14 protein-coding genes and 2 pseudogenes are annotated in these 23,433 nt (G+C 50.9%); 9 read left to right on the top strand and 7 right to left on the bottom strand.

The window, feature by feature from the left end:
* Positions 1 to 48: 48 nt before the first annotated feature.
* Both BACCOPRO_RS14690 and BACCOPRO_RS14685 read right to left on the bottom strand, forming a co-directional pair.
* Positions 49 to 2,994, bottom strand: a complete 2,946-nt coding sequence (locus BACCOPRO_RS14690; protein WP_008144866.1) for a glycoside hydrolase family 88/105 protein — start codon at positions 2,992 to 2,994, stop codon at positions 49 to 51.
* A gap of 422 nt (positions 2,995 to 3,416) precedes the next feature.
* Positions 3,417 to 5,688, bottom strand: a pseudogene (locus tag BACCOPRO_RS14685) (alpha-N-acetylglucosaminidase).
* Positions 5,689 to 5,999: 311 nt separating this feature from the next.
* On the opposite strand from BACCOPRO_RS14685, the gene BACCOPRO_RS14680 reads away from it, so the two are divergent.
* From BACCOPRO_RS14680 to BACCOPRO_RS14640, 9 genes and pseudogenes are all read left to right on the top strand, one after another.
* Positions 6,000 to 8,285 (top strand): glycosyl hydrolase family 95 catalytic domain-containing protein, encoded by a 2,286-nt coding sequence (locus BACCOPRO_RS14680; protein WP_040311599.1) that lies wholly within the window; start codon positions 6,000 to 6,002, stop codon positions 8,283 to 8,285.
* Positions 8,286 to 8,453: 168 nt separating this feature from the next.
* On the top strand, positions 8,454 to 9,695 hold the full coding sequence (locus tag BACCOPRO_RS14675) for a glycoside hydrolase family 88 protein (protein ID WP_008144857.1): 1,242 nt from the start codon (positions 8,454 to 8,456) through the stop codon (positions 9,693 to 9,695).
* A 142-nt stretch (positions 9,696 to 9,837) separates the two neighbouring features.
* Positions 9,838 to 10,976, top strand: a pseudogene (locus BACCOPRO_RS14670) (DUF2264 domain-containing protein); the annotation flags it as partial.
* Positions 10,977 to 11,012: 36 nt separating this feature from the next.
* Positions 11,013 to 11,807, top strand: a complete 795-nt coding sequence (locus tag BACCOPRO_RS14665) for a gluconate 5-dehydrogenase (RefSeq protein WP_008144851.1) — start codon at positions 11,013 to 11,015, stop codon at positions 11,805 to 11,807.
* An 11-nt stretch (positions 11,808 to 11,818) separates the two neighbouring features.
* On the top strand, positions 11,819 to 13,096 hold the full coding sequence (locus BACCOPRO_RS14660; protein ID WP_008144849.1) for a BT3233 family polysaccharide utilization protein: 1,278 nt from the start codon (positions 11,819 to 11,821) through the stop codon (positions 13,094 to 13,096).
* Positions 13,097 to 13,171: 75 nt separating this feature from the next.
* Positions 13,172 to 14,575, top strand: coding sequence for a PTS galactitol transporter subunit IIC (locus BACCOPRO_RS14655; protein ID WP_008144843.1), 1,404 nt, complete (start codon positions 13,172 to 13,174; stop codon positions 14,573 to 14,575).
* A 57-nt stretch (positions 14,576 to 14,632) separates the two neighbouring features.
* Positions 14,633 to 15,553, top strand: coding sequence for a 5-dehydro-4-deoxy-D-glucuronate isomerase (gene kduI, locus BACCOPRO_RS14650; RefSeq protein WP_008144842.1), 921 nt, complete (start codon positions 14,633 to 14,635; stop codon positions 15,551 to 15,553).
* A 131-nt stretch (positions 15,554 to 15,684) separates the two neighbouring features.
* Entirely contained in the window at positions 15,685 to 16,722 is a 1,038-nt protein-coding gene (locus tag BACCOPRO_RS14645) for a sugar kinase (RefSeq protein ID WP_008144841.1), read from the top strand.
* A 77-nt stretch (positions 16,723 to 16,799) separates the two neighbouring features.
* Complete coding sequence (locus BACCOPRO_RS14640; RefSeq protein WP_008144839.1) at positions 16,800 to 17,471, top strand: bifunctional 4-hydroxy-2-oxoglutarate aldolase/2-dehydro-3-deoxy-phosphogluconate aldolase; 672 nt, start codon at positions 16,800 to 16,802, stop codon at positions 17,469 to 17,471.
* A 333-nt stretch (positions 17,472 to 17,804) separates the two neighbouring features.
* On the opposite strand, the gene BACCOPRO_RS14635 is transcribed toward BACCOPRO_RS14640, so the two are convergent.
* From BACCOPRO_RS14635 to BACCOPRO_RS17630, 5 genes are all read right to left on the bottom strand, one after another.
* Complete coding sequence (locus BACCOPRO_RS14635) at positions 17,805 to 19,253, bottom strand: arylsulfatase (protein WP_246497814.1); 1,449 nt, start codon at positions 19,251 to 19,253, stop codon at positions 17,805 to 17,807.
* Positions 19,254 to 19,299: 46 nt separating this feature from the next.
* Positions 19,300 to 20,880 (bottom strand): sulfatase family protein, encoded by a 1,581-nt coding sequence (locus tag BACCOPRO_RS14630; protein ID WP_008144835.1) that lies wholly within the window; start codon positions 20,878 to 20,880, stop codon positions 19,300 to 19,302.
* Positions 20,881 to 21,109: 229 nt separating this feature from the next.
* Complete coding sequence (locus BACCOPRO_RS14625) at positions 21,110 to 22,396, bottom strand: NCS2 family permease (protein WP_008144834.1); 1,287 nt, start codon at positions 22,394 to 22,396, stop codon at positions 21,110 to 21,112.
* Between the two features lie 14 nt (positions 22,397 to 22,410).
* Entirely contained in the window at positions 22,411 to 23,112 is a 702-nt protein-coding gene (locus BACCOPRO_RS14620) for a nucleoside-specific channel-forming Tsx family protein (protein ID WP_008144833.1), read from the bottom strand.
* Between the two features lie 106 nt (positions 23,113 to 23,218).
* Positions 23,219 to 23,433 (bottom strand): tryptophan-rich sensory protein (locus BACCOPRO_RS17630; RefSeq protein WP_187326040.1); only part of this gene is annotated, 215 nt, incomplete at its 5' end.

Genomic DNA, 23,433 nt, shown 5'->3' with positions numbered 1-23,433 from the left:
ATATAAACATTCAAATGACTCATTTCAATCTCTTTTTCTGACTGTAAATTACTTCTTCACCGGCATCATCTTCATACGGATATATCCCTTGCCGGACTTGCCCTTGAGCACAATGCCGATACGGCTGTAAGCCGGTGAATTCACTTCCACCGTATCACTCGTAAATGAAACAGGAGCCGATGACTCAATCCACACCTGCATCTTTTCATTTCCGGAAGAGAGTTCCAGACAATTTCCGGATACAACTTTCCACTGGGCCCGCGTGGTCAGTGCCGTTTCAAAGCTGACAGGTTTCTCACATTCAAAAACATCTTCGACGACAAAACTTCCACCTTCCCGGCGGTCATACGCGAAAGTACGCTCCAGTCTGCCCAGTCCTTCAACTGAAGAATAAGCTGATTTCATATCCAGACGGCAGACATCCGTCGAATCACTCAGCCGGCGTTCCAGCACTTTTCCTTCCGCTTTCCGTCCTGTATCCTGCCATTTGCCATCCACCACCGGAACCGGATGACCGTATGAATTCTTGATCGGATAACGATAAGCATTGTCACTGAAGAAGTCGCCCGGATAAGAGAACGGGCCGCCCATATCTCCTGCCATAGTCTGATCTCCCTGTACGACAACAAACGAACCGACATCATTGTGATTATGACTGTCATCATTGTGGCCGGCCTTGAAAGAAACTCCCAGGCGGCAGGAACTTCCCGCCACCGGACGTGCAATGACAATTCCTGCCATTTCATAACAGGCATGCAACGGATCCGACTCTTCTTCCAGCACCCGGTTCATTTCAGGAGTCATTTCCACCGGCCATGCCTGATGAGGAAACATACTGATGAAATGCAGAGACAGATTGTCCATCGGCGGAATGGAACAGGTTTCTTCTCCCGTTTCCAGCCCCAATGCCCGGTTACAGTAATCCGTCACAAAAGTATCAGGTGAAATCCAGATCCGGCAATCCGAGTAAGCCGGGCAAACCCGATTCTGAATCTGTATCTTTTCTCCGTAACGGGCCAGACGGACGAACTTCGGCAAACGGAAGAAATCAATCTGTCCCTGAGTAGCCCGGCACACCTCTTCACGTAAAGTGATAAATGCTCCAAAGCCATAATTATAATAACCGACTCCTTCCCGGCAGTATCCGTCATCAGCATATCCTTCCATCCCATACGACTGGTATTTCTCGGCAGCTGCCACGAAATAAGCCCGCTCTTCCTTATCAGGAAGCAAAGCCAGTGCTGCTCCGGTCACCCCGGCCAGGCAGACAGAGTTCCAGTTGTTCTTCACCGTAAACCAATAAAACGGCTTTGTCTCTTCCAGACATCGGCGAATGGGACGGAATACTTTCTCACGGAAAGCGCAATTCACCAGAGCACGTGTCTCTATCGGCAACCGGTCATCCAGCAGACGCACACACTGCGCAAACGTATTGCCAGCCGTAGCCACCACCAGATCTACATAATAATCCGTACCGTTATAATTGCGCAGATCGCGGTCATGGGCCGGAATTGACCATGGCTTCTGGCGGCACAGTTCCTCCATTCCCCTGATAATGGCCGGCAGGAAACGCTTTTTGTTCTCCATACACTCTGCCAGTACGAGCCGCCAGAGATACTGATAACGGGCATTCATCATGTTTTCGCCCGGCAGACGGATTTCTGTCTTGTTCAGGTGCAGATAAAGTGAATCCACAAAAGGAGGCATTCCTTTCTCCAGACTTTCGGAAGCCAGCTTCAGAATATTCTGCCCTTCGGGAGTCTGCAACAATTGGTTCCAATGCTCCCTGTTTTTATAGGTCAGTCCCAGTCCCTGCGGCTTGTCGGGCAACATGGCAGCAATTTCACGCACCCGTTCAGAAGAAATATTTTTTTCTGTTCCTCCCTCGGATGCCATCCGATAGATTTCCGTTCCGGCCAGCAGGAAGGCTCCCGGCCCGTAAGGTTCAGTCATCTGACGCGCCACTTTACGAGGATCCGCTCCCACATGCTGTACATATCCCAGTCGTCCATCTTCTTCGACTGCCGAAAGCAGAGCCTTCCATCCCTTTTCAACCGCAGGCAAAAAACGCTCACGCGAAAGCAGACCCTCATTGACACCGTACGCCAGTCCGTAGACATAGAATCCGGTTCCGCTCGTCTCAGGAGAAGGATACGACTCCGGATCCAACAGACTGGCCGACCCAAAACCATCCGCACGCTGCAAGCCTACCAGCCGCTCACACATCTCTACAAAAAGGTTCTCATAAAACGGACGCGACTTATGTCCGCGCGGCAGTTCACGAAGGATCTCCACCAGTCCGCCAATCACCCATCCGTTTCCGCGTCCCCAGAACACCTTCCGGCCATTGGCCTCTTTCTGTCCGATGTAACGATGGTCGCGGTAAAACAGATGTTCCTCCCGGTCAAACAGATGATCATACGTAGCCCGATATTCCCGGTCCATAAAACGAAGATATTTCTTGTCGCCCGTTATGGAATACAGACGGACATACACCGGAGGAGCCATAAACAACGCATCACACCAGGTCCAGCGTTCCAGCGTAGAAGCATCCCCATAGTCGAGTGCAAACGAACCCTTCGACGGATGACTGATCACCCAGTCAATACGTGCCTGAGAAGGGATCAGCATTTCCTGGCGGCCATACTTGCGATAAAGGTCCAGATACATCTGGGCCACACAGACATCATCGGCATGGTACATCCGCTGATCCACCTGCCAGTAGTTTCGTGCCCCCAGCTTCCTGAGCCATTCATAGTACATTCCATCCCCGTTCTCGGTCTCAGCTATTGCTGCCCAGCGGGACAAACCCAAATAAAAAGTCGCATTCACCCAGTTCAATTGTCCGTGAACCACTTCCCGGCTATGTGCAATCTGCCAGTCGGCCACCCGTCTCATGGACTGGCGTACATCCGATTTGACAAAGATACATTGTGCCTGCACCCCCAATGCCAGGAAAAGCATCCATAGAATAAGCAGTTTCCGTTGATTCATATATTACATCTGTTAGGTTAATAAATGATATTCTTTCAGGGTGTAAATTTAGCTTCTTCCCCTGAAGTTTAACCTTTAAAATTGTCCGATATAACTGGACATTCTGTACATCTTTCCTTTTATTCCATTAGAGAAAACAAGTGTTATCCCTAGAGAAAACTGTTGTTCTCTCAGCACGAAACAAAAGTTTTCTTTTGGTGAAACTTTTGTTTCCACTAGGTGGAACAAAAAATTCCACTAGGTGAAACTCTCTTCACCGACCGTATTCTGAGCCCGCATCGTATAGAGAATTTTTCGCCTTTCTGCTTTCTGTTTCTAAAAAAAGACGGCACCCGGAGTCTCCTCCCGATGCCGTCTGACCAGTTGATTTAGTTTCTCATAGCAATTCTGATTCACATCAGTAACGAGTCAGAATACCTTTTTTATTCCCCCAAATTCTCAAAGGTATTCTTCCGATCTATGTAATCAACTTCACCTGAATTCTGATAATAAACCTCTGCCAGTTTCAGATATTTGGAATATAGTGCTTTCACTATTTCCACTTCATCCCCTTCTGTAACAGGCATCCGTACCTTGTGAGGCGTATTGACGAATTCCAGTTCCCAATCCCCAAGTTCTGAATAGAAAGCATTTGCCCTGAAAGCTTCTCGTCCGTAAACCATCGGCAGGTTGTCTTCCGTATAAGACGTTCCGTTCTTCAGACAACCGGCAAGCATGGCATAAAACTTCTGCCAGCGTTTCAGATAATATTTGCCGATCAGTCCTCCCCATTCTCTCCACGAGTAATCAAAAATGAGAGGATCTCCATCTGCCCCCCCAAATGGTCACCAGAGCCGTTGCATTTCTTTCAAACTGATTCTTTTCTTCTTCCGTATCTCCCCAGGAACGGGCATCGGCAAGCCAACGGTCAAAATTAAATTCCGGGCGAGTCCGCAACAGAGTGTCCACATCCGTCAGCAGTTCCAGGTATCGCCGGCTGTGTAATTCAAATCCCTTTTCGTCTCCCGCTTCAAAAGCCTTGGCCGCCTCCTTGTGAATGGCCTGTCCCAGATTTGTCATAATCTGACGCTGGAGATCCATGATATCAAACCGATAAGCCTCTGAAGTCTTCAAGATACCGGCATCTTTCAGCATAAAAGCCTGTGCCTCGATCAGCAGCCAGGGAGAATACGGAATCCCCAGTCCGGCATTAGGACCGGACTTCTTGACATGCAAGGCCGGGCGGGCAGCAATGATGGAACTGAGTTCCGTTCCGTTGGTTCCCGGACGATAAGGACCTTCCAGCAAAAGCAACAAAGCCTTATGAGTGTTTTCCCACTTGCTGCCGTATCTGCGCAAGGCATATTCCTTCAGCCATCCGTCGAGTTCAACCTTTCCTTTCTGTAAAGGCATTTCGAAAGCCAGTTCATAATACAACGGATTCTGCTCAATGCCTTCCATAAACAATCCGCTGCCGCAAACATTCGGAGAAAGACTGACCGCCGCTTCATACTGATTACCGGCCAGCAGAGGCAAATCCCCGTGCATATTGATTCGTCCGCCGAAATTATGAAGATTACCGGCTACAACAGGATATCCCCAGCAGGCATTGCGCTGCGTACATTTACTGCCATTCAGATCCAGTATCAGCAAATGTTCTTCAGGCACCGCCTTCACGATCGGTTCTCTCAGACTCCAGGCCTGCATAGCCCACAAGGAATAAGGATCAAACTCCTGGAAAAGAGTATGAATAGAACGTCCGACAGCCGACAGATATTCCGGCGTATCTACAGGAGGACGGCTTTCATGGAAAGGATCTGCCGCATAGACTCCATGCGCACCAAACAATTTCTTTTCTTCTTCAAGGAAATCTCTTCCTATCACCTGAAAAAGAGAATCCGTAGGATCAAGTTGCGCTGCTCCCTTAAATCCACACCAGGAAGGTTGCGGCTGTATCTTGGCTTCAGGATACTTTTCCTTCAGTTCACGGGGAACATATCCGGAGAATCCCTGCTGGATCGGTTTCATTCCCAGTTCCAGCTCCCGTCTGATGATCTGCTGTCCCAGAACTACATGCTTATCAATCCATGATTTGGGCAAAGGACCTCCATAACTTTGCAAATTCTGCATCCATTGCCATGCTGCATGCGAAGGTGCGGCAAGAAAAGAACGGGCTTCCTCATCCGTAAACCGATGTTTGAGAAGTGTATTGTACCACACTGCTTCCAGGCCTACAACTGACAAAGGCATATTGATGGAATTCATTGCCATATAATCAATCTCCCTTTGCCATCTGTCCCAGTTCCACCAGGCAGCAGAATAGCTCAGTGTGCAATAATTCATGTAAACCCGATACTTCCCGTGAATCGTATTACGGACTGTTTCCGAAGGCAAAGGCAGCTTCTCCGGTAAATCCAGATGATCGCCCAGCCAGGAGATATGTACCTTGCAGACATACTTCAAATACTGATTGAAAGCAGTAGCCAATGCCACCGGATTGTTTCCCCGCAGCACAACCTTTCCGTCTTTTGACGAGATCTCATAGACATCCTCTCCTTCCTGCGGACTGATCAGTTCCAGAACAAACTGGTCACCATAACCGGGCGTTACCCTTTCGATCAGAGCATACGCAGCTTCCACCGGAGAAACCGGCTTCGCAAATCCTGTGACGGCTATGAACAATCCCAGAAGCAATATCCACTTTATTTTCTTCATAATTCTTTTTTGAAGTAGTCTTTATAAATCAAACTTACTCTATCTCCAAAGGATAATATGGAATATCAACTTCGCATCCTGTCCCGGTTATGTGAAGTTTTCCGGGAGCAAAAGTATCTCCATTTAACCATATTCATTATCAAAATCTTCCTCAATACATAGACATATTTTCCTTGTTACTGACCAAATAGGTTAAAACAGAGCAAAATACAAGTCCAATGGACAATCCCGTCACCTTTCACGTACAATATTGCAGTCTGCTTAAAAAGAAAGGAAGTACCTTGCACACTCAAATAATTAACAGTAGAAAAATGAAACGAAAACTGATTCTTCTGACCTTATTGAGCCTGCTCCTTTTCCCAGGGATTCATGCCTCTGGTTCCAAGTCTTCTTCTCCTGCTCTGGAAGTAAATATAGACTGGACCAAGTTTATGAGCGAGCAGGATATGATCTGGGAAGTACTTCCCCAGGCATGGTATGAAGCTCCGTTCATGGGGAATGGAACTTTGGGACTTATGGTCTGGTATGAACCCAAGCTGAATGCCATCCGGCTGGAAACCGGAAACAGTCTGGTCCATGATCATCGTCCGGAAAAGGGATTGTTTGGCAATCCACGCCTTCTGACAGGACACTTCCTGCTTCAGCCTCAGGGGAAAATAACTGGAGGAACCATACGGCTTGACTTATGGAATGCGGAAATGAGAGCTGAGATACAGACAACTGAAGGAAGTTTTCAGCTGGAAGCTATGGTGAATGCCGCCGATCCTGTTATTCAAACAAGATGGAAATTACAGAAAGAAGAAAACATTTCCATAAAATGGATACCGGCCTCAGCCAATGGTCCACGCTACCAGTACGGACTAACTCCTGCCGGAAGCTGGATGAAAATGCCTGAAAGTTACACCGAAAATCCTCCGGCCAAAGTAAAGCTTTCCCCCAAAGGAGGAATAAGCCTGCAAACCTTACCCGCCGGAGGAGAAACTGCCATATACTGGCAAACAGACAAATCTTCGGAATGGCATGAGCTATGGATCAATGTAGCACATTCCTATCCGGAAAGGAATGCATGCAAAGTAGCCGAAGAAACAGTCATTCGTGCACAACAACAAGGATGGAATTCCCTCAGGACAACGCATCAGCAATGGTGGCATAACTTCTATCCGGCCAGCTTCTTCTCTGTTGACGACGGCATTAAAGAAAGTTTCTACTGGATTCAGCTGTACAAACTTGCTTCAGCCACACGTGCCGACGGGGCATTAATTGACAATACAGGTCCCTGGCTGACCGTCACTCCCTGGCCTAATGCGTGGTGGAACTTAAATGTCCAACTGACTTACTGGCCTTTAAATACGTCCAATCATCTGGATCTCGCCCGATCACTCGAAAATGCGATCTATGGCAACATAGAAAACCTGCGTACAAATATTCCGGAACCTTACCGTCATAACTCATTAGGCATCGGAAGAACTTCCGATCTGGAATGTGCATCCGAAACCGTAGGAATCCCAGGAAAAGATCCAACGGCTGAAATCGGACTGTTGACCTGGACATGCCACAATCTATGGCTGATTTACCGTCACAAAATGGATGATCAGTTATTGAAAGAACATCTGTTTCCTGTTCTGAAAGGATCGGTCAATTATTACCTGCATTTCCTTTATAAAGGGAAGGATGGCCGGCTGCATCTGCCGGTTACTTACTCTCCGGAGTATGGATCAGCAGAAGACTGCAATTTTGATCTGGCACTCTTAAAATGGGGATGCCAGACTCTGACTGAGATCTGTAAGCGATTAGGCATCAAAGACCGTCAGGAAAAAGAATGGAGGGACATTCTAAAGAATCTAACTTCATTTCCCTGTAACCAAGACGGGCTGATGATCGGACGAAATGTTCCATACAGTTCATCTCATCGTCATTTCTCCCACCTCATGTCTGCATATCCGCTTCATCTGCTCAATCCGGAAAATCCGGAAGAGCGAGCACTTATCGAACGCTCACTGACTCACTGGCTGAGTAAACCGGAAGGGCTCCGCGGATTTTCCTTTACCGGGGCCTCATCACTATATGCCTTGCTTGGAAAAGGAAACCAATCACTGGATTGTCTGAATAGTCTCTTTGACAAACTGCTCGGAGTAAATACACTCTATCAAGAGTCAGGCCCTGTCATCGAAACACCCTTATCCGGAGCTCAGTCGGTCCACGACATGTTGTTACAAAGCTGGGGAAACAAAATACGTGTCTTTCCCGCTGTTCCCTCTTTGTGGAACAACCTGAATTTCCACAACTGGCGTACAGAAGGAGCTTTTCTGATCAGTGCACGCAGAACAAATGGAAAAACGGAATTCATCCGGATTCTGAGTGAAGCTGGAGAACCTTGTACCATCGTTACAGACATACAGAAACCGATCTTTGAAGGTAAACGAAATTTCCAAACTCAGCAAACAGCCCCGAATACCTACGTCATAGACCTGAAAAAAGGAGAAGAAGTATTTATCAGAAATTCCGATACTCCAACAACCTTCACGATCAGTCCACAGACAGGAGATTCTCATCTTTCAAGAGTCTATAATCCTTTCGGGAAAAAAGCACTGCACTGATCTTCCGTTTTTTACAAATAATACGATGGAATCGTACAATTATACAAAAGAAAGTAGAAATGGAAAAAATCATAGGTTTTTCCGTACAATAGCATCAGTTCCCTCACAGGGAAATGCACTAATATTGCGACTGAAAAGAATTGTCATTTTAATAGATAAACCAAAACCATGAAGAAACTGAAAAACAAAATCCTTATCGGATGTGCATGCATGTTGGCATCAAGCTTTACAGGTTGTGCTCCTCAAAAACAAGATCAGAAAGAATCTTCCTGGCCTCAGGCCGCACTTCAAAATGCAACACGTCAGCTGACTCTTTCACTGGACAGCACAGGACGTGACGGAAATGTTCGCACTCCCGTCACTCTCACTCCGTCCGGCAAGGTTTATTACTGTTCTCCCGAAGACTGGCGGAGCGGATTTTATGCCGGCAGTCTGTGGTATCTGTATGAACTGACGGCAGACACAGCCCTGTTGAACCCTGCCATCCGTCACACCGAAACTCTGGAAAGCGCCAAAAACCTGACCTGGCATCATGATATCGGATTTATCATCAACTGCAGTTTCGGAAATGCCCTCCGTCTGACAGGCGACCGCCGCTATGCAGAAGTCATGACCCAGGCTGCACGTTCTCTCTGCACCCGCTTCCGCCCCGCAGCAGGAGTAATCCAAAGCTGGGATGTCAACGGCAACAGCTGGCAGGCCAAACGGGGATGGAAATGTCCCGTCATCATAGACAACATGATGAATCTGGAACTTCTTTTCGAAGCAACCAAACTGACAGGCGACTCCACCTTCTGCCGCGTAGCCCTCTCGCACGCCGACCGCACTCTGAAGGAACAGTTCCGGCCCGATGGAAGCTGTTTCCATGTAGTTGACTATGACCCTCAGGATGGCACCGTACGCAGCCGTCAGACTGCTCAAGGATATGCTGACAGTTCTGCCTGGTCACGCGGACAGGCATGGGCCATCTACGGATATACCGTCTGCTACCGTGAGACTGGCCGGCAGATCTATCTGGACCAGGCGCTCAAGACATTCAACTTCATGAAAAACCATCCTCATATGCCCGCTGACCGCGTTCCTTACTGGGACATGGACGCTCCCGGCATTCCGAACGAACCCCGCGACGCATCTTCAGCGACAGTGATTGCCTCGGCTCTCTACGAAATCAGTACCTTCGATGTTCCGCAGGCTGAAGAATACCGGACATACGCCGACAGCATCATGTCATCGCTTACTTCGCCGGACTATACGGCTGCTCCGGGCACTAACGGACTGTTTCTGCTGATGCACAGCGTAGGAAGCATCCCCCACAACAGCGAAATCGACGTGCCGCTCAACTATGCGGACTATTACTACATGGAAGCGCTCAAGCGCCGCAATGATATAGACAAGGCATCTAATAAATAATTCTTAAAGAAAAGAACTATGAAGAAAAATCAGACACTGACCAGCCGGATTCGTACATTCCTGCTGGTTCTGCTGGCCTGCACCATGACAGGAAACGTGCAAGCCCGTACCCCCAACAACTCTTCCCCCTCCCCCCGTCCAGCAGTGGGCCGACCTCTGTTACCGCATCGCCCGGCCTGTGCTGGAAAACATGAGCAGGGAAGAACTCCAGAAGAACATGCAGCTGGAGTTGAGCCCCACCTGGGACGGACGCGACAGGCGGGTGGCCTACATGGAGACCTTCGGCCGCCTGATGGCAGGCATCTCCCCCTGGCTCTCGCTGCCCGACGACGACACCCCGAAGGACGCCGCCGCAGCCAGCTCCGCCAGTGGGCGCTGAAGGCATACCGCAACGCAGTCGATCCCGCAAGCCCCGACTGCCTGCTCTGGAAAGGCCCCACGCAGATTCTGGTAGATGCAGCCTATCTGGCCGAAAGCTTCCTGCGGGCTCCCGAAGCCACCTGGAAGCAGCTCGACAAGGAAACGCAGCAGCGCTACATCCAGCGCTTCAAGGAACTGAGAGTGATCCGTCCGGCCTACAACAACTGGCTGCTCTTCCGCGCCATGACCGAAGCCTTCCTGATGAGCATCGGAGAAGAAGCCGACCAGTATGCCCTGACTGTTGCCGTCAACAAGATCAACGAATGGTATCTCAGCGACGGATGGTACTCCGACGGACCGGAGATGGCCCTCGACTATTACAACTCCTACGTCATCCATCCCATGTACATCGAAGTGCTCGAAACCTGCAAGGCCTGCGGCTTCTGGACCCCCGTCACCCCGCAGCTGGCCGTCAGACGCATGCAGCGCTTCAACGTGTTCCTCGAACGCCTGATCTCCCCCGAAGGCACCTACCCCGCTTTCGGACGCTCCGTGGTCTACCGCATGGGAGCCTTCCAGACCATGGCCATGGCCGCCTGGAAATACGGACTCCCCGAAGGAATCAGCAACGGACAGGTGCGCAGCGCGCTGACCGCCGTCATGAAGAACATGTTTGCCGTGGAAGGAAACTTCAACTCTTCGGGCTTCCTGCAGCTGGGCTTTGCCGGACACCAGCCCGGCCTGGCCAACTACTACACGAACAACGGAAGCCTGTATATGACCTCGCTCGTGTTCATGCCCCTGGGACTGCCGGCCGACCATCCTTTCTGGACAGATCCCGCCGAGCCGTGGACCTCGCAGAAGGCATGGAGCGGACAGCCCTTCCCCATCGACGGACACCACTCGCTGCGGACGGAATAAAGACAACCCTTAAAAAAACAAACAATATCTGATCTTATGGTAAACTTTTCACTTGAAGGTAAGACAGCCCTGGTTACCGGAGCTTCTTACGGCATAGGATTCGCCATCGCCACAGCTTTTGCCGAGGCAGGTGCAACCATCGTTTTCAATGACATCCGGCAGGAACTGGTCGACAAGGGACTAGCTGCCTACCGCGAAAAAGGAATCCAGGCCCACGGATACGTGTGCGACGTGACCGACGAGGAAGCGGTGAAGGCTTTCATCGCCCGCGTGGAACAGGAAGTGGGAACCATCGACATTCTGGTGAACAACGCCGGAATCATCAAACGCATCCCCATGTGCGAAATGTCGGCCGCAGAATTCCGCCAGGTGATCGACGTCGACCTGAACGCCCCGTTCATCGTCTCCAAGGCAGTCATCCCCGGCATGATCCGCAAGGGACACGGAAAAATCATCAACATCTGCTCCATGATGAGCGAACTGGGACGCGAAACCGTCTCTGCCTATGCGGCTGCCAAGGGCGGACTCAAGATGCTCACACGCAACATCGCTTCGGAATACGGCGAATACAACATCCAGTGTAACGGCATCGGGCCGGGCTACATCGCCACTCCCCAGACCGCACCACTCCGTGAACGTCAGGCCGACGGATCGCGCCATCCCTTCGATGCATTCATCGTGGCCAAGACTCCGGCTGCCCGCTGGGGAACTCCGGAAGATCTGATGGGACCGGCCGTGTTCCTGGCTTCCGAAGCATCCGACTTCGTCAACGGACACGTGCTGTATGTCGACGGAGGTATTCTGGCTTATATCGGAAAACAACCCAAATAACTCCGGTTCCCATGAACATGCACATCAGTCTTCCTTCCGTCATCCGGCGGAAAAGCATACCGGCAGGGCTTCTGGCTCTGCTGGCGGCCGGATGCGTCCCGGATTCCGGAACACAGGTCACGGTAGAAAATCCGCTTCCGTCCGACCGCGTAAACGAAATCGTGGAGATTCCTCTTTCCGCTCTCGGGCAGGAAGCGGGACAGGAGAACGGCAGCACGCTGGTCGTAACGGACGGCCGGGGAAAGCAGGTCCCGTCGCAGATCACATTCGACGGGAAGCTGATCTTCCCGGCCAGCGTGAAAGCCGGTTCCAGTGCCCGGTATCAGATCCGGAAAGGAAATCCCGACACCCTCTCAGTCATAGCCTGCGGACGGCATTATCCGGAGCGCATGGACGATATCGCCTGGGAAAACGACAAGGCGGCCTACCGGGCATACGGTCCGGCGCTGGAAGCAAGCGGCGAACGGGCATGGGGATATGATGTCTTTACCAAATCGGTCAGTGAACCGGTTGTGGAGATGCGCTATGCACGCGAACTCGATCCGCAGGCACGCGCAAAGATCAGTGCCTGGCGGAAAGAAGGCAGAAAAGAACAGGCCGACAGTCTGGCACAGGCCATTTCCTATCACGTTGACCACGGAAACGGAATGGACTGCTACAGCGTCGGGCCTACATTGGGTGGAGGTACGGCAGCCCTGATGACCGCTGACTCCATGCTGATCTATCCCCGCTGCTACAAAGAGTATGAGATACTGGACAACGGCCCCCTGCGGTTCACCGTACGGCTGAAATATGCCCCGTTCACTGCCGGAAGCGACACTTCCGTCGTGGAAACCCGCCTGATCAGTCTGGACTACGGTTCTCACCTAAACCGTACGGAAGTCAGCTACGGCGGACTCCGGCAGAGCCTGCCCGTCGCATCCGGCATCGTCATCCACCCGCAGAATCCGGACGGCTACGTCTGCCAGCCGGATAAAGGATACGTGGCCTACGCCGACTCAACCGACAATCCGCACGGGAACAACGGTATCATCTATCTGGGAATGGTCTTCCCCCAGCCTTTGTCTCACGCCGCTCCCCAATGGTTCACCCCCGATGAAAGGAAACAGCACGGCGGGGCCCTGGGACATGTTCTCGGCATCGGAACGTATCAGCCGGACTCCACGTGGACTTATTACTGGGGAAGCGGATGGAGCAAAGCAGGCATCGGATCCATGGAACAGTGGAACGCCTGTCTGGAAGACTTCGCAAAGAAACTTCAGACTCCTCTCCGGATAACCGTAGAATAACCGCCGGAAGGCAGAAAGCAAGCTGCCGGAAAAAACAGAAGGATATACCTTAACAAACCGATCTATCAGAAAAATATGGAACAAGTATTCAATTATATCATCGGCCTGGGAGCCGCGGTCATGATGCCGGTCATTTTCACCATTTTGGGAATATGCGTCCGGATTCCTTTCGGAAAAGCGCTCAAAAGCGGTCTGCTCGTAGGAGTGGGATTCATCGGACTGTCTGTAGTAACTGCCCTGCTGACATCCAGCCTGGGAGAACCGCTGAAACGGGTAACGGAAATCTACGGACTCAATCTGGGCATCTTCGATATGGGATGGCCCGCTGCTGCTGCCGTAGCCTACAACACATCAGTGGGAGCTTTCATCATTCCCGTTTGCCTGGGGGTAAATATCCTCATGCTTCTGACACGTACGACACGCACCGTCAACATTGATCTCTGGAACTACTGGCATTTTGCCTTCATCGGTGCCGTAGTCTATTTTGCTTCGGACAATATCTGGTGGGGGTTCTTTGCAGCCATCATCTGCTACATCATCACACTGGTCATGGCGGATCTCACCTCCCGGAAGTTCCAGCAATACTACAACAACCTGGAAGGGATCTCTATTCCCCAACCTTTCTGCCAGGGCTTCGTCCCTTTTGCAATCGTAGTCAACAACCTGTTTGACCGGATTCCCGGAATCAACCGGCTGAACATCGATGCGGAAGGTATGAAGCGCAAATTCGGTATTCTGGGCGAACCCCTGTTCCTGGGAGTTGTGGTGGGTTGTGCCATCGGAGCACTGGCGTGTCAGAACAGCCGGGAGCTGATCAACGGCATTCCTTCCATTTTAGGATTAGGTATCAAAATGGGAGCAGTCATGGAGCTGATTCCCCGGATCACCTCGCTCTTCATCGAAGGACTCCGCCCCATTTCCGATGCTACCCGCGAACTGGTTGCCCGCCGCTTCAAAAACAGTTCGGGACTGAACATCGGTATGAGCCCGGCTCTTGTCATCGGACATCCCACCACCCTGGTCGTTTCCTTATTGCTGATTCCGGCCACTCTGTTCCTGTCAGTCATCCTTCCCGGAAACCAGTTTCTGCCGCTTGCCTCACTTGCAGGCATGTTCTATCTGTTTCCGGCCGTACTCCCCATAACCAGAGGGAATGTTCTGAAAACTTTTCTGGTAGGACTGACCGCTATCCTTGTCGGACTCTATTTCGTTACAGACCTGGCTCCGTTCTTTACCCAGGCAGCTCAGGATGTATATCTCCGCACTCAGGATAGTGCCGTTCTGATTCCGGAAGGATTTCAGGGAGGAGCACTTGATTTTGCTTCGAGCCTGTTCTCCTGGGTGATCTTCCATCTCGTCTATCATTTCAAGATAGCCGGAGCAATCGTTCTGGTACTGATAACACTGGCCATGGCCATTTATAACCGCCGCCAGATTATCCGGCAGACGGCCCAGGAAACCAGCCGGCAGAACCCGTAAGGAACCAGGCCGGAAACAAAAAGCTTAGTAAAAACAACTTATTATAACACTAAACAGATGAAAAGACTCGTATTTCTCATGGCACTGGGATTGACAACCCTCACTTCCTATGCACAGATCAATGTACACATGCAAACGGCATGTAACCCGCAAGACGTAAAAACCTACGATACAGAACGCCTTCGCAGCAGTTTCCTGATGGAAAAAGTCATGTCACCCAATGAAATCAACCTGACCTATTCCATGTACGACCGTTTTATTTTCGGCGGAGCCATGCCGGTCAGCAAGGAACTCTCACTCGATACTTTTGACGCTCTCAAAGCTCCCTACTTTCTTTACAACCGGGAACTCGGTGTCATTAATGTAGGAGGAGAAGGTATTGTCACCGTTGACGGAAAAGAATATACCTTGAATTTCAAAGAAGCCCTGTATGTGGGACGAGGAAACAAGAAAGTAACCTTCCGCAGCAAAGATGCATCACAGCCGGCCAAGTTCTATCTGAACTCCGCGACTGCCCACCATGCTTACAAAACCCAGCTTGTCACCATTGACGGAAGAAAAGGATCGATCAAAGCCAATTCCTTTGCTGCCGGAAAGATGGAAGAAAGCAATGACCGCGTGATCAATCAGCTGATTGTGGGCAATGTACTTGAAGAAGGCCCCTGCCAGTTGCAGATGGGACTCACAGAACTGAAACCCGGAAGCGTATGGAACACAATGCCTGCTCACACGCACAGCCGCCGCATCGAAGCTTACTTCTACTTTAATGTTCCCCAGGGAAACATGATCTGCCATCTGATGGGAGAGCCCCGGCAACAACGCCTGATCTGGATGAACAACGAACAGGCAGTCATGTCACCAGAATGGTCAATCCATGCAGCTGCAGGAACCAGCAACTATATGTTCATCTGGGGAATGGCCGGAGAAAACCTGGATTACAACGATATGGATAAAATTCCATACACTGAAATGAGATAAAATCTGCCCCCAGCATACAAGCTGGCGAAAACCCGGAACAAGCAGAAAATACCAGACTGAAGAAAATCCCAACGCACAAGGAGAGTACCAGACTGGTAGAATAAAGAATACAAGACAAAAAGGAAACAATCATGGCAAAGATCATCACTATGGGCGAAATTATGCTTCGCCTTTCAACTCCGGGAAACTCCCGGTTCATACAAACGGACTGTTTCGATGCAGTTTATGGAGGAGGAGAAGCCAATGTAGCCGTCAGTTGCGCCAACTACGGACATCAGGCTTCATTCATCACCAGGCTTCCGGCACACGAAATCGGTCAGGCCGCAATCAATGCCTTAAGACGATACGGAGTGGACACTTCATACATCGCACGGGGAGGAGAACGCATCGGTATCTATTACCTGGAAACCGGTTCCGCCATGCGCCCCAGCAAAGTCATCTATGACCGTGCCCACTCGGCCATGGCAGAAGCCGTCCCCGAAGACTTTGATTTCGACGCAATCATGCAGGGAGCCGACTGGTTCCACTGGAGCGGCATCACACCCGCCCTCTCAGCCGGTGCAGCCCAACTCGTACAGGCCGCCTGTGAAGCAGCCCGCCGGCACCACGTTACCGTGTCGGCAGATTTGAACTACCGCCGGAAACTCTGGACTCCCGAACAGGCCCAGGAAACAATGCGTCCCTTAATGAAATACGTTGATGTCTGCATCGGAAACGAAGAAGATGCAGAACTTTGCCTGGGTTTCCATCCCGAAGCAGATGTCCGCGCCGGAAAAACCGATGCGGAAGGCTACAAGGAAACCTTCCGGGCCATGGCCAGTGAATTCGGATTCCGCTATGTAGCTTCCACGCTCAGAGAATCCTACTCCGCTTCCCACAACGGATGGAAGGCACTGATCTACGACAGCCGGGAAACCAACCCGGAATGCCAGTTCCATCAGTCCCGCCATTATGACATTGCTCCCATCGTGGACCGCGTAGGAGGCGGAGACGCTTTTGCCGCCGGCATTATCCACGGACTGCTGACAGCCACTCCGGCACAGGCCGTCGAATTCGCTGCTGCCGCCTCTGCCCTGAAACACACGGTCGAAGGCGATTTCAATCTGGTATCTGCGGCTGAAGTGGAAGCCCTGGCCGGAGGAGACGGAAGCGGCCGCGTACAACGGTAACCCCTCCGGCTGAATCAGGAAATTCAGGACCGGAACACTGTCTGAAGCATATTAAGAAACCATTTGAATATTGAAATATGGCAAGATTTGATAAAATAGCCGTCATGGAAAAGATCGGCTCCACGGGCATGGTTCCCGTTTTCTATCACCCCGACACAGAAACCGTCATGCAGGTTGTCAAAGCCTGCTATGCCGGCGGAGTGCGCGCGTTCGAATTCACCAACCGCGGCGATTTCGCCCACGAAGTATTTGCAGCCGTCGTACGCCGTGCCGCCACTGAATGCCCCGAAATGGCCATCGGTGCCGGATCCATAGTAGATGCTCCCACTGCCGCCCTCTACATGCAGTCAGGAGCCTGCTTCATTGTCGGTCCCCTGTTCAACCCCGAAGTGGCCAGAGTCTGCAACCGGCGCCTTGTTCCTTACACCCCCGGCTGCGGCAGCGTGACCGAAGTAGGCTACGCCCAGGAAGCCGGATGTGACCTCTGCAAGATCTTCCCCGGAGATGTCCTGGGCCCGGGAATGGTCAAGGGACTGCTTGCTCCCCTTCCCTGGAGCAAACTGATGGTAACAGGAGGCGTCGAACCCACAGAAGAAAATCTGACAGCCTGGTTCCGTGCCGGAGCCTACTGTGTAGGAATGGGCTCCAAACTCTTCCCCGCACACACCATCGGACAGGCAGACTGGAACTCCATTACCGGGAACTGCCGGGATGCACTGGAGATCATCAGAAAAGCCAGAAAGCAATAACGGTTCCCCCACTTCCGGTAAAACCGCCACAGCAGCTGCCCCCATACGCAGAATGAAACCCTCCGGCAGCTGAAGCCGGAGAAACGACCAGACACCCCGAAGCAGCAGAACCGCCCGGCCCGATGCCCCAGGAACCGGCAGCCCCTAACGGACAGCACAGAAAGAATCCCTTTATCCGGAGACTGAACAAGACGGCTCAGCTCCCGGATAAAGGGATTTTCCATTTTCAGACAAAGTAGAAAGTAGCTGGAATCAGGCAGGCAGGACAAAACAGCCACAGAAACCGCGTCCGACAAACCAGGCGAGGCAGCCGCAGACCCCCAGCCCGACAGCTCATCGGGGATAATCCGGCCCGTACAGCATGACCGAACGGCGCACCACAGGCCGTCCGTCGCGCACAAAGCCTTCGCCCCGTTCAGAAAGATGATCCGCCATGGCCCGGCGCATTTCCTGCAACACAGAAGCATACTTCCCGTCAGCCGCCACATTATGCAATTCCATCGGATCCTTCTTCAGATCAAACAGCTGCTCCGTCCCGTTATGGAAATTCCAGATATACTTGATATCCCCGTCAGTCAGCGCACACCAGTAATTGTCCGCGTCGTAACACGCAGCATGCTCCAGATCGATATAGCGCCGCCAGTTCCCAGTCTCTCCCCGGGCAGGCCCCTGCAACGGCCGCCCGTCCATGTCAGCCGGAACGTCGGCTCCGGTCGCAGCCAGCATCGTCGGCAGCACATCCCGCAGCTCCACAGGCACATCCACCCGCGGCAGCATGCCCTCCGTTCCAGCCGGCCATTTCACCAGGAACGGAATGTGCGACGACCCTTCATAAGGATACGTCTTCCGCCAGTGATAATGATCCCCCAGCATATCCCCGTGGTCAGCCACGAAGATGATCAGCCTCCGGTCGTACATCCCCTTCTCCTTCAGCGCCCGGATGATCTTCCCTATCTCTTCATCCACAAAAGTCACGCTGGCATAATAATGCCGCCGAGAACGGCGCGCATACTCCTCTCCGAAGTTTCCGAAAGGCGCATCCGGAGCCAGCCTTGCAGGATCAGCCGGAGCCGCATACTTCCCGCACCAGTCGCCCACAGCCGGAGCCGGAATCTCCCTGTCGGCATACAGCTGCAGGAAGCGGGCAGGCGGATCATACGGACTGTGCGGACGCGCAAAGGAAACCTTCAGGAAAAGAGGCTGTCCCGATTCCGCATCATAATTCCGGATCAGTTCACAGGCCGTCCCGCCCGTCCAGCGGGTGGGATGCAGACGCTCGTCAAGGACATAACTCCCCGCCCCGTGATCATTCCAGCCGATCCCCGTACTGTCAGGATCCAGCCCCGGAGCATGCAGCCGGAACCACTGCCGGTAATCACTCACAAAGCCCACATCTTCCACCCGTCCGCTCTCGTCGAGCAGCGTCGCATGAAAGCCGTGACGTTCCCGCTGCGGATGCCAGTGCATCTTTCCGATGCCGAACGTATAATACCCCGCCTCACGCAACATGCGCGGCATCTCATAGCGGTAACGCGGCGCCACCTCCCCATAGCCCAGCATGCCGTGATGCCAGGGAGAAAGCCCCGTGAGCAGTCCCGCCCGTGCCGGCGTACTGCTGGGACACGAAGTATAGGCATGCGTAAACAGCGTCCCCTCGGCCGCCAGGCTGTCCAGTGCAGGAGTGATCACCCTTCCCCCGCTCGTACACCCCATGGCATCCCAGCGCTGCTGGTCGGTCATGATCAGAATCACATGAGGCTTCACCCGGGCAGCAGCCGGCATTCCGGCAGCCCATCCGGCCACACCCAGCGCCAGAACAGGCAACATCTTATTTCCCTTCATGCCACTCATCCCCCTTTCCGGCACGGATCATCCTCAGCAGCTTCTGCAGCTCAAAGAGCTTTTCCGGCTGCCGGGGTGCAAGATTCTCCTGCTCGTATGCCTCCTTCATGTGATAAAGCTGCGGACGGCTGTCATTGCCCGTCTCGATCTCCGGCCCCCAGGTGATCATCTTCGGTCCGTCATTCGGCTCGATGTATTTCCACTCGCCGGCACGCACGGACAACACATGATTAGCCGCCTGCTCCACAATCCAGGGACGGTCTGTCGCATCCGTACCCAGCAGGTTCTCCAGCCGGTTCCAGCTGTCAGGAGCACTTCCCTCCGGCATCCGGGCACCGATCAGTGCTCCGAGCGATGCCATCCAGTCAATCTGCGACATCAGCACATCCGAAGTAACGCCTGTCTTCCTGATCCCCTCAGGCCAGCGCACAATGACGGGAACCGCCGTCCCGCCCTCAAAGGCGCTGTATTTGTATCCCCTCCACGGACCGGCCGGCCGGTGTCCGCCGAGCAGCTCTTCCGCGTGGTCGTCATATCCGTCGTCCACCACCGGCCCGTTGTCGCTCGAGAGGATCACCAGCGTGTTCTCCGTCAGGCCCAGGCGGTCGAGTTCCTCCATGATGCGCCCCACGCTCCAGTCGAACTGCACAATGGCGTCACCGCGCAGTCCCATGCCGCTCTGCCCCCGGAACCGCGGATGCGGGAAACGGGGCACATGCACATCGTTCGTGGCAAAATACAAAAAGAAAGGCCGGTCTTTGTTTTCCTGCATAAAGCGAACGGCATGGGCAGTAATCGAGTCGGCAATGTTCTCATCCTTCCAGAGCGCCCTGCCCCCTCCCTTCATGTAGCCAATCCGGCTGATGCCGTTCACGATTGACATGTCATGCCCGTGACTGGGCCGGAGGTTGTAGAGCAGTTCGGGATTGTCGCGCCCGGTGGGCTCACCGGGAAAATTCTTTTCATAACTCACCTCGATAGGAGCCGAAGGATCATAGTTGGCTACTTGGCCGTTCTCTATAAACACACAGGGTACCCGGTCAGCTGTGGCTGCCATGATGTAATGATAATCAAATCCCAGGTCGCCCAAAGCTGACGGCAGGGGAGCATTCCAGTCTTGGGAGGCAGTCTTATCGCCTAAGCCCAAATGCCATTTTCCGATGGCAGCCGTAGCATAACCGGCATGATGGAACATATCGGCCATCGTATATTGTCCGGGACGGATGATCATACCTGCATTTCCTGCAGCAATATCCGTATCCGGACGACGCCAGGCGTATTCTCCCGTCAGCAGCGAATAGCGCGAGGGCGTACTGGTTGCAGCTACGGAATGGGCGTTTGTAAAGCGGATACCTTCTGCTGCCAGACGGTCTACATGAGGGGTTTTTACATTCTTGGCGCCATAACACTGCAGGTCACCATATCCCAGATCGTCCGCATAGATCACAATCACATTCGGCAGACCGCGCCCGGCTGGAACCTGTCCGTCCCGGGATGATCCGGCTCCGCCTGCCCAGCTGCACAAGGCCGGAAACAGAAGGGGAAGCGTAAAATATTGTCTTTTCATGGTATTATAAATAATTTATAAATCGTTTTTAATACAAAATAAATCAGCAATCTTTTGAAATGCCTACCGGCTTTAAAGTTACTATAAAATGATGAGTTATACATTATTTTACTACTCAAATATTAACTCTTACTTTTTTTGCAACTTGATAATCTTCATAAAAAACAACAGGAGTATCGGTTTTTACCAATTTCCGATACTCCTGTTGTTTTCTTATGACAAATTCGTCTTATATAAAGAACTTCAATACAAATATAGCTGACAAAATATACATACCAATACTTAATTTACGGAAGTTTCCGCAACAAACATTCAGCAATACATAACTGATCAAGCCTAAAACGATACCATCTGATATGCTGTAAGCCAACGGCATAAAGACAATGCAGATAAAAGCTGGTATAGCTTCAGAATAATCCGTGAAATCTACTTTCTTTACGGAAGACATCATCATCAATCCCACCAGAATCAAGACTGGGGCCGTTGCTGCCCCAGGGACTGCCAGGAAAAACGGAGCCAAAAACAAAGCTAACAAAAAACAAACTGCGGTTACAAAAGAAGTCAATCCACTACGACCTCCTTCGCCTACCCCAGAAGCACTTTCCACAAAAGTAGTAATAGTACTTGTTCCCAGCATTGCTCCCACAGTTGTACCAATAGCATCAACTAAAAAGGCTTGTTTTAAACGGGGAATACGGCCGTCCTTATCCACCATTCCTGCTTTAGTAGTTACCCCAACCAGTGTACCTATCGTATCAAACATATCTACAAATAAAAACGTGAACACAACGATCACCATTTCTTTGGTAAAAATATGTTCCCACTGAAACTGAAAGAATATCGGCTCAATTGAAGGCGGTGCACTGACAATACCGTCCAACTTGGTTAGTCCCATCGGAATACCGATCAAAGTTGTTAACAATATTCCAAAGAGCAAAGCTCCCCGCACACGTCGGATCAACAGCACAGAAGTTATCAGCAAACCAATCATTCCCAGCAAAGCAGACCCTGAGGTTATATCTCCCAAACTGATTAAAGTTGCATCATTATTTACAATAATACCTGCATTCTGCAAGCCTAGGAACGCGATAAACAAACCAATGCCTGCTCCTATTGCGTTTTTTAATGTTACAGGAAGTGCATCTACTATTTTCTCACGAAGGTTAGTGACTGTCAACAGAATAAAAATAATCCCCTCCAACAATACAGCTGTCAGAGCAAACTGCCAGGAGTATCCTAAAGTAAGACATACCGTATAGGCAAAAAAAGCATTCAGTCCCATACCCGGAGCCAGTCCGAAAGGCAACTTGGCATAAAAAGCCATCAATAATGTTGCAAAAGCAGAAGCAATCACTGTTGTAGTGAACAGTGCCCCCTTGTCCATTCCAGTTGCACTCAATATATTCGGATTAACGGCCAGGATGTAGGCCATAGTCAAAAAGGTCGTAATACCTGCCAGCACCTCCGTACGGACACGAGTTACATTCCGATCAAAACCAAATAATTTTTCCAGCATATTCTACCTAACATTTAAAAAGACCATTTCAAGGCTAGAGTCGGATTCCAGTGCCATCCGTCCATCAATGCAAAGTTGGAGGTAATTTCCCATTCCGTTCCAACACTCAAATTAAAATTATCATTTACATGCTTGAACTTATTCAGATTAACCCAGAACTGAGGTTCGCTCATGAAAATATACTCATGCATATCACCTTTTGCATCAGTATGTTTTTCCCGCCAGAAATCAGCAAAACCGCTGAATGTATACTTACCTCCACAAAAATGCAGATACCAGGTAGCTGTCAACTGAAAATTGTTTGGTGATTCATTCTTGGCTATATACTTATACATCGGTGCAAAAGTAAAACCTTTAGTGAAATCAGAATTATTCCATGTATAAGTCGCACCAACCAAATAAGCGTTATTGATATAGTTCAAACCACCATTATATTCCACATGGGCAGAAAACGGATTGTCCCAGAATTTCAGTTCACGGGAAATTTCCCAATAAGCAGAAGCTACTCCCTTATTGGCATAATCCATATCTACAAAGAAATAAGTACTACCCCATTTATCAGCCTTAAACATTTCAACTGTAGTTGTAAACTTAGGACGATCTTCCAACGATTCATAAATGGCGTGTCCGAAATCATAATGTAACTGAACATTTTGTGCCATACCATAACCGGCAAACAGGCAGCAAAGGAAAAGAAATAATGCAATTTTCTTCATTACGTGATGAATTGTTTTTAACGGGTTTTAAAATTAAGCCGCAAAACTACAAAAATCCGCTAAAAAAATTGCATCCCTTCTGTAAATTCTCCCTTTCTGCTTGTCTTCAATTATTCAAACAGACATACAAATTCAAATAGGAAGCCAAGATCAACCAAATAAAATAAGGTAGAAAACAAATAGCTGCCCAACGGTCTTTCTTCCGAACCAAATCAAGAAAAGCATATACTAACCCGTCAAGCAACAAAATAACCAGTAGTCCCCACCAGGGAGAGGTCAAGTAAAAGAAAACAATACTCCAGCTAAAATTGAAAGCCAATT

This window comes from Phocaeicola coprophilus DSM 18228 = JCM 13818 (assembly GCF_000157915.1).
GTDB lineage: Bacteria > Bacteroidota > Bacteroidia > Bacteroidales > Bacteroidaceae > Phocaeicola > Phocaeicola coprophilus.
This window is presented reverse-complemented; position numbering and strand designations above follow the sequence as displayed.

What these genes read in the sequence shown, in the direction of transcription:
- BACCOPRO_RS14690 (WP_008144866.1), bottom strand. Translation starts at nt 2,994, where the DNA reads ATGAATCAACGGAAACTGCTTATTCTATGGATGCTTTTCCTGGCATTG.
- BACCOPRO_RS14680 (WP_040311599.1), top strand. Translation starts at nt 6,000, where the DNA reads ATGAAACGAAAACTGATTCTTCTGACCTTATTGAGCCTGCTCCTTTTC.
- BACCOPRO_RS14675 (WP_008144857.1), top strand. Translation starts at nt 8,454, where the DNA reads ATGAAGAAACTGAAAAACAAAATCCTTATCGGATGTGCATGCATGTTG.
- BACCOPRO_RS14665 (WP_008144851.1), top strand. Translation starts at nt 11,013, where the DNA reads ATGGTAAACTTTTCACTTGAAGGTAAGACAGCCCTGGTTACCGGAGCT.
- BACCOPRO_RS14660 (WP_008144849.1), top strand. Translation starts at nt 11,819, where the DNA reads ATGAACATGCACATCAGTCTTCCTTCCGTCATCCGGCGGAAAAGCATA.
- BACCOPRO_RS14655 (WP_008144843.1), top strand. Translation starts at nt 13,172, where the DNA reads ATGGAACAAGTATTCAATTATATCATCGGCCTGGGAGCCGCGGTCATG.
- kduI (WP_008144842.1), top strand. Translation starts at nt 14,633, where the DNA reads ATGAAAAGACTCGTATTTCTCATGGCACTGGGATTGACAACCCTCACT.
- BACCOPRO_RS14645 (WP_008144841.1), top strand. Translation starts at nt 15,685, where the DNA reads ATGGCAAAGATCATCACTATGGGCGAAATTATGCTTCGCCTTTCAACT.
- BACCOPRO_RS14640 (WP_008144839.1), top strand. Translation starts at nt 16,800, where the DNA reads ATGGCAAGATTTGATAAAATAGCCGTCATGGAAAAGATCGGCTCCACG.
- BACCOPRO_RS14635 (WP_246497814.1), bottom strand. Translation starts at nt 19,253, where the DNA reads ATGCCGGCTGCTGCCCGGGTGAAGCCTCATGTGATTCTGATCATGACC.
- BACCOPRO_RS14630 (WP_008144835.1), bottom strand. Translation starts at nt 20,880, where the DNA reads ATGAAAAGACAATATTTTACGCTTCCCCTTCTGTTTCCGGCCTTGTGC.
- BACCOPRO_RS14625 (WP_008144834.1), bottom strand. Translation starts at nt 22,396, where the DNA reads ATGCTGGAAAAATTATTTGGTTTTGATCGGAATGTAACTCGTGTCCGT.
- BACCOPRO_RS14620 (WP_008144833.1), bottom strand. Translation starts at nt 23,112, where the DNA reads ATGAAGAAAATTGCATTATTTCTTTTCCTTTGCTGCCTGTTTGCCGGT.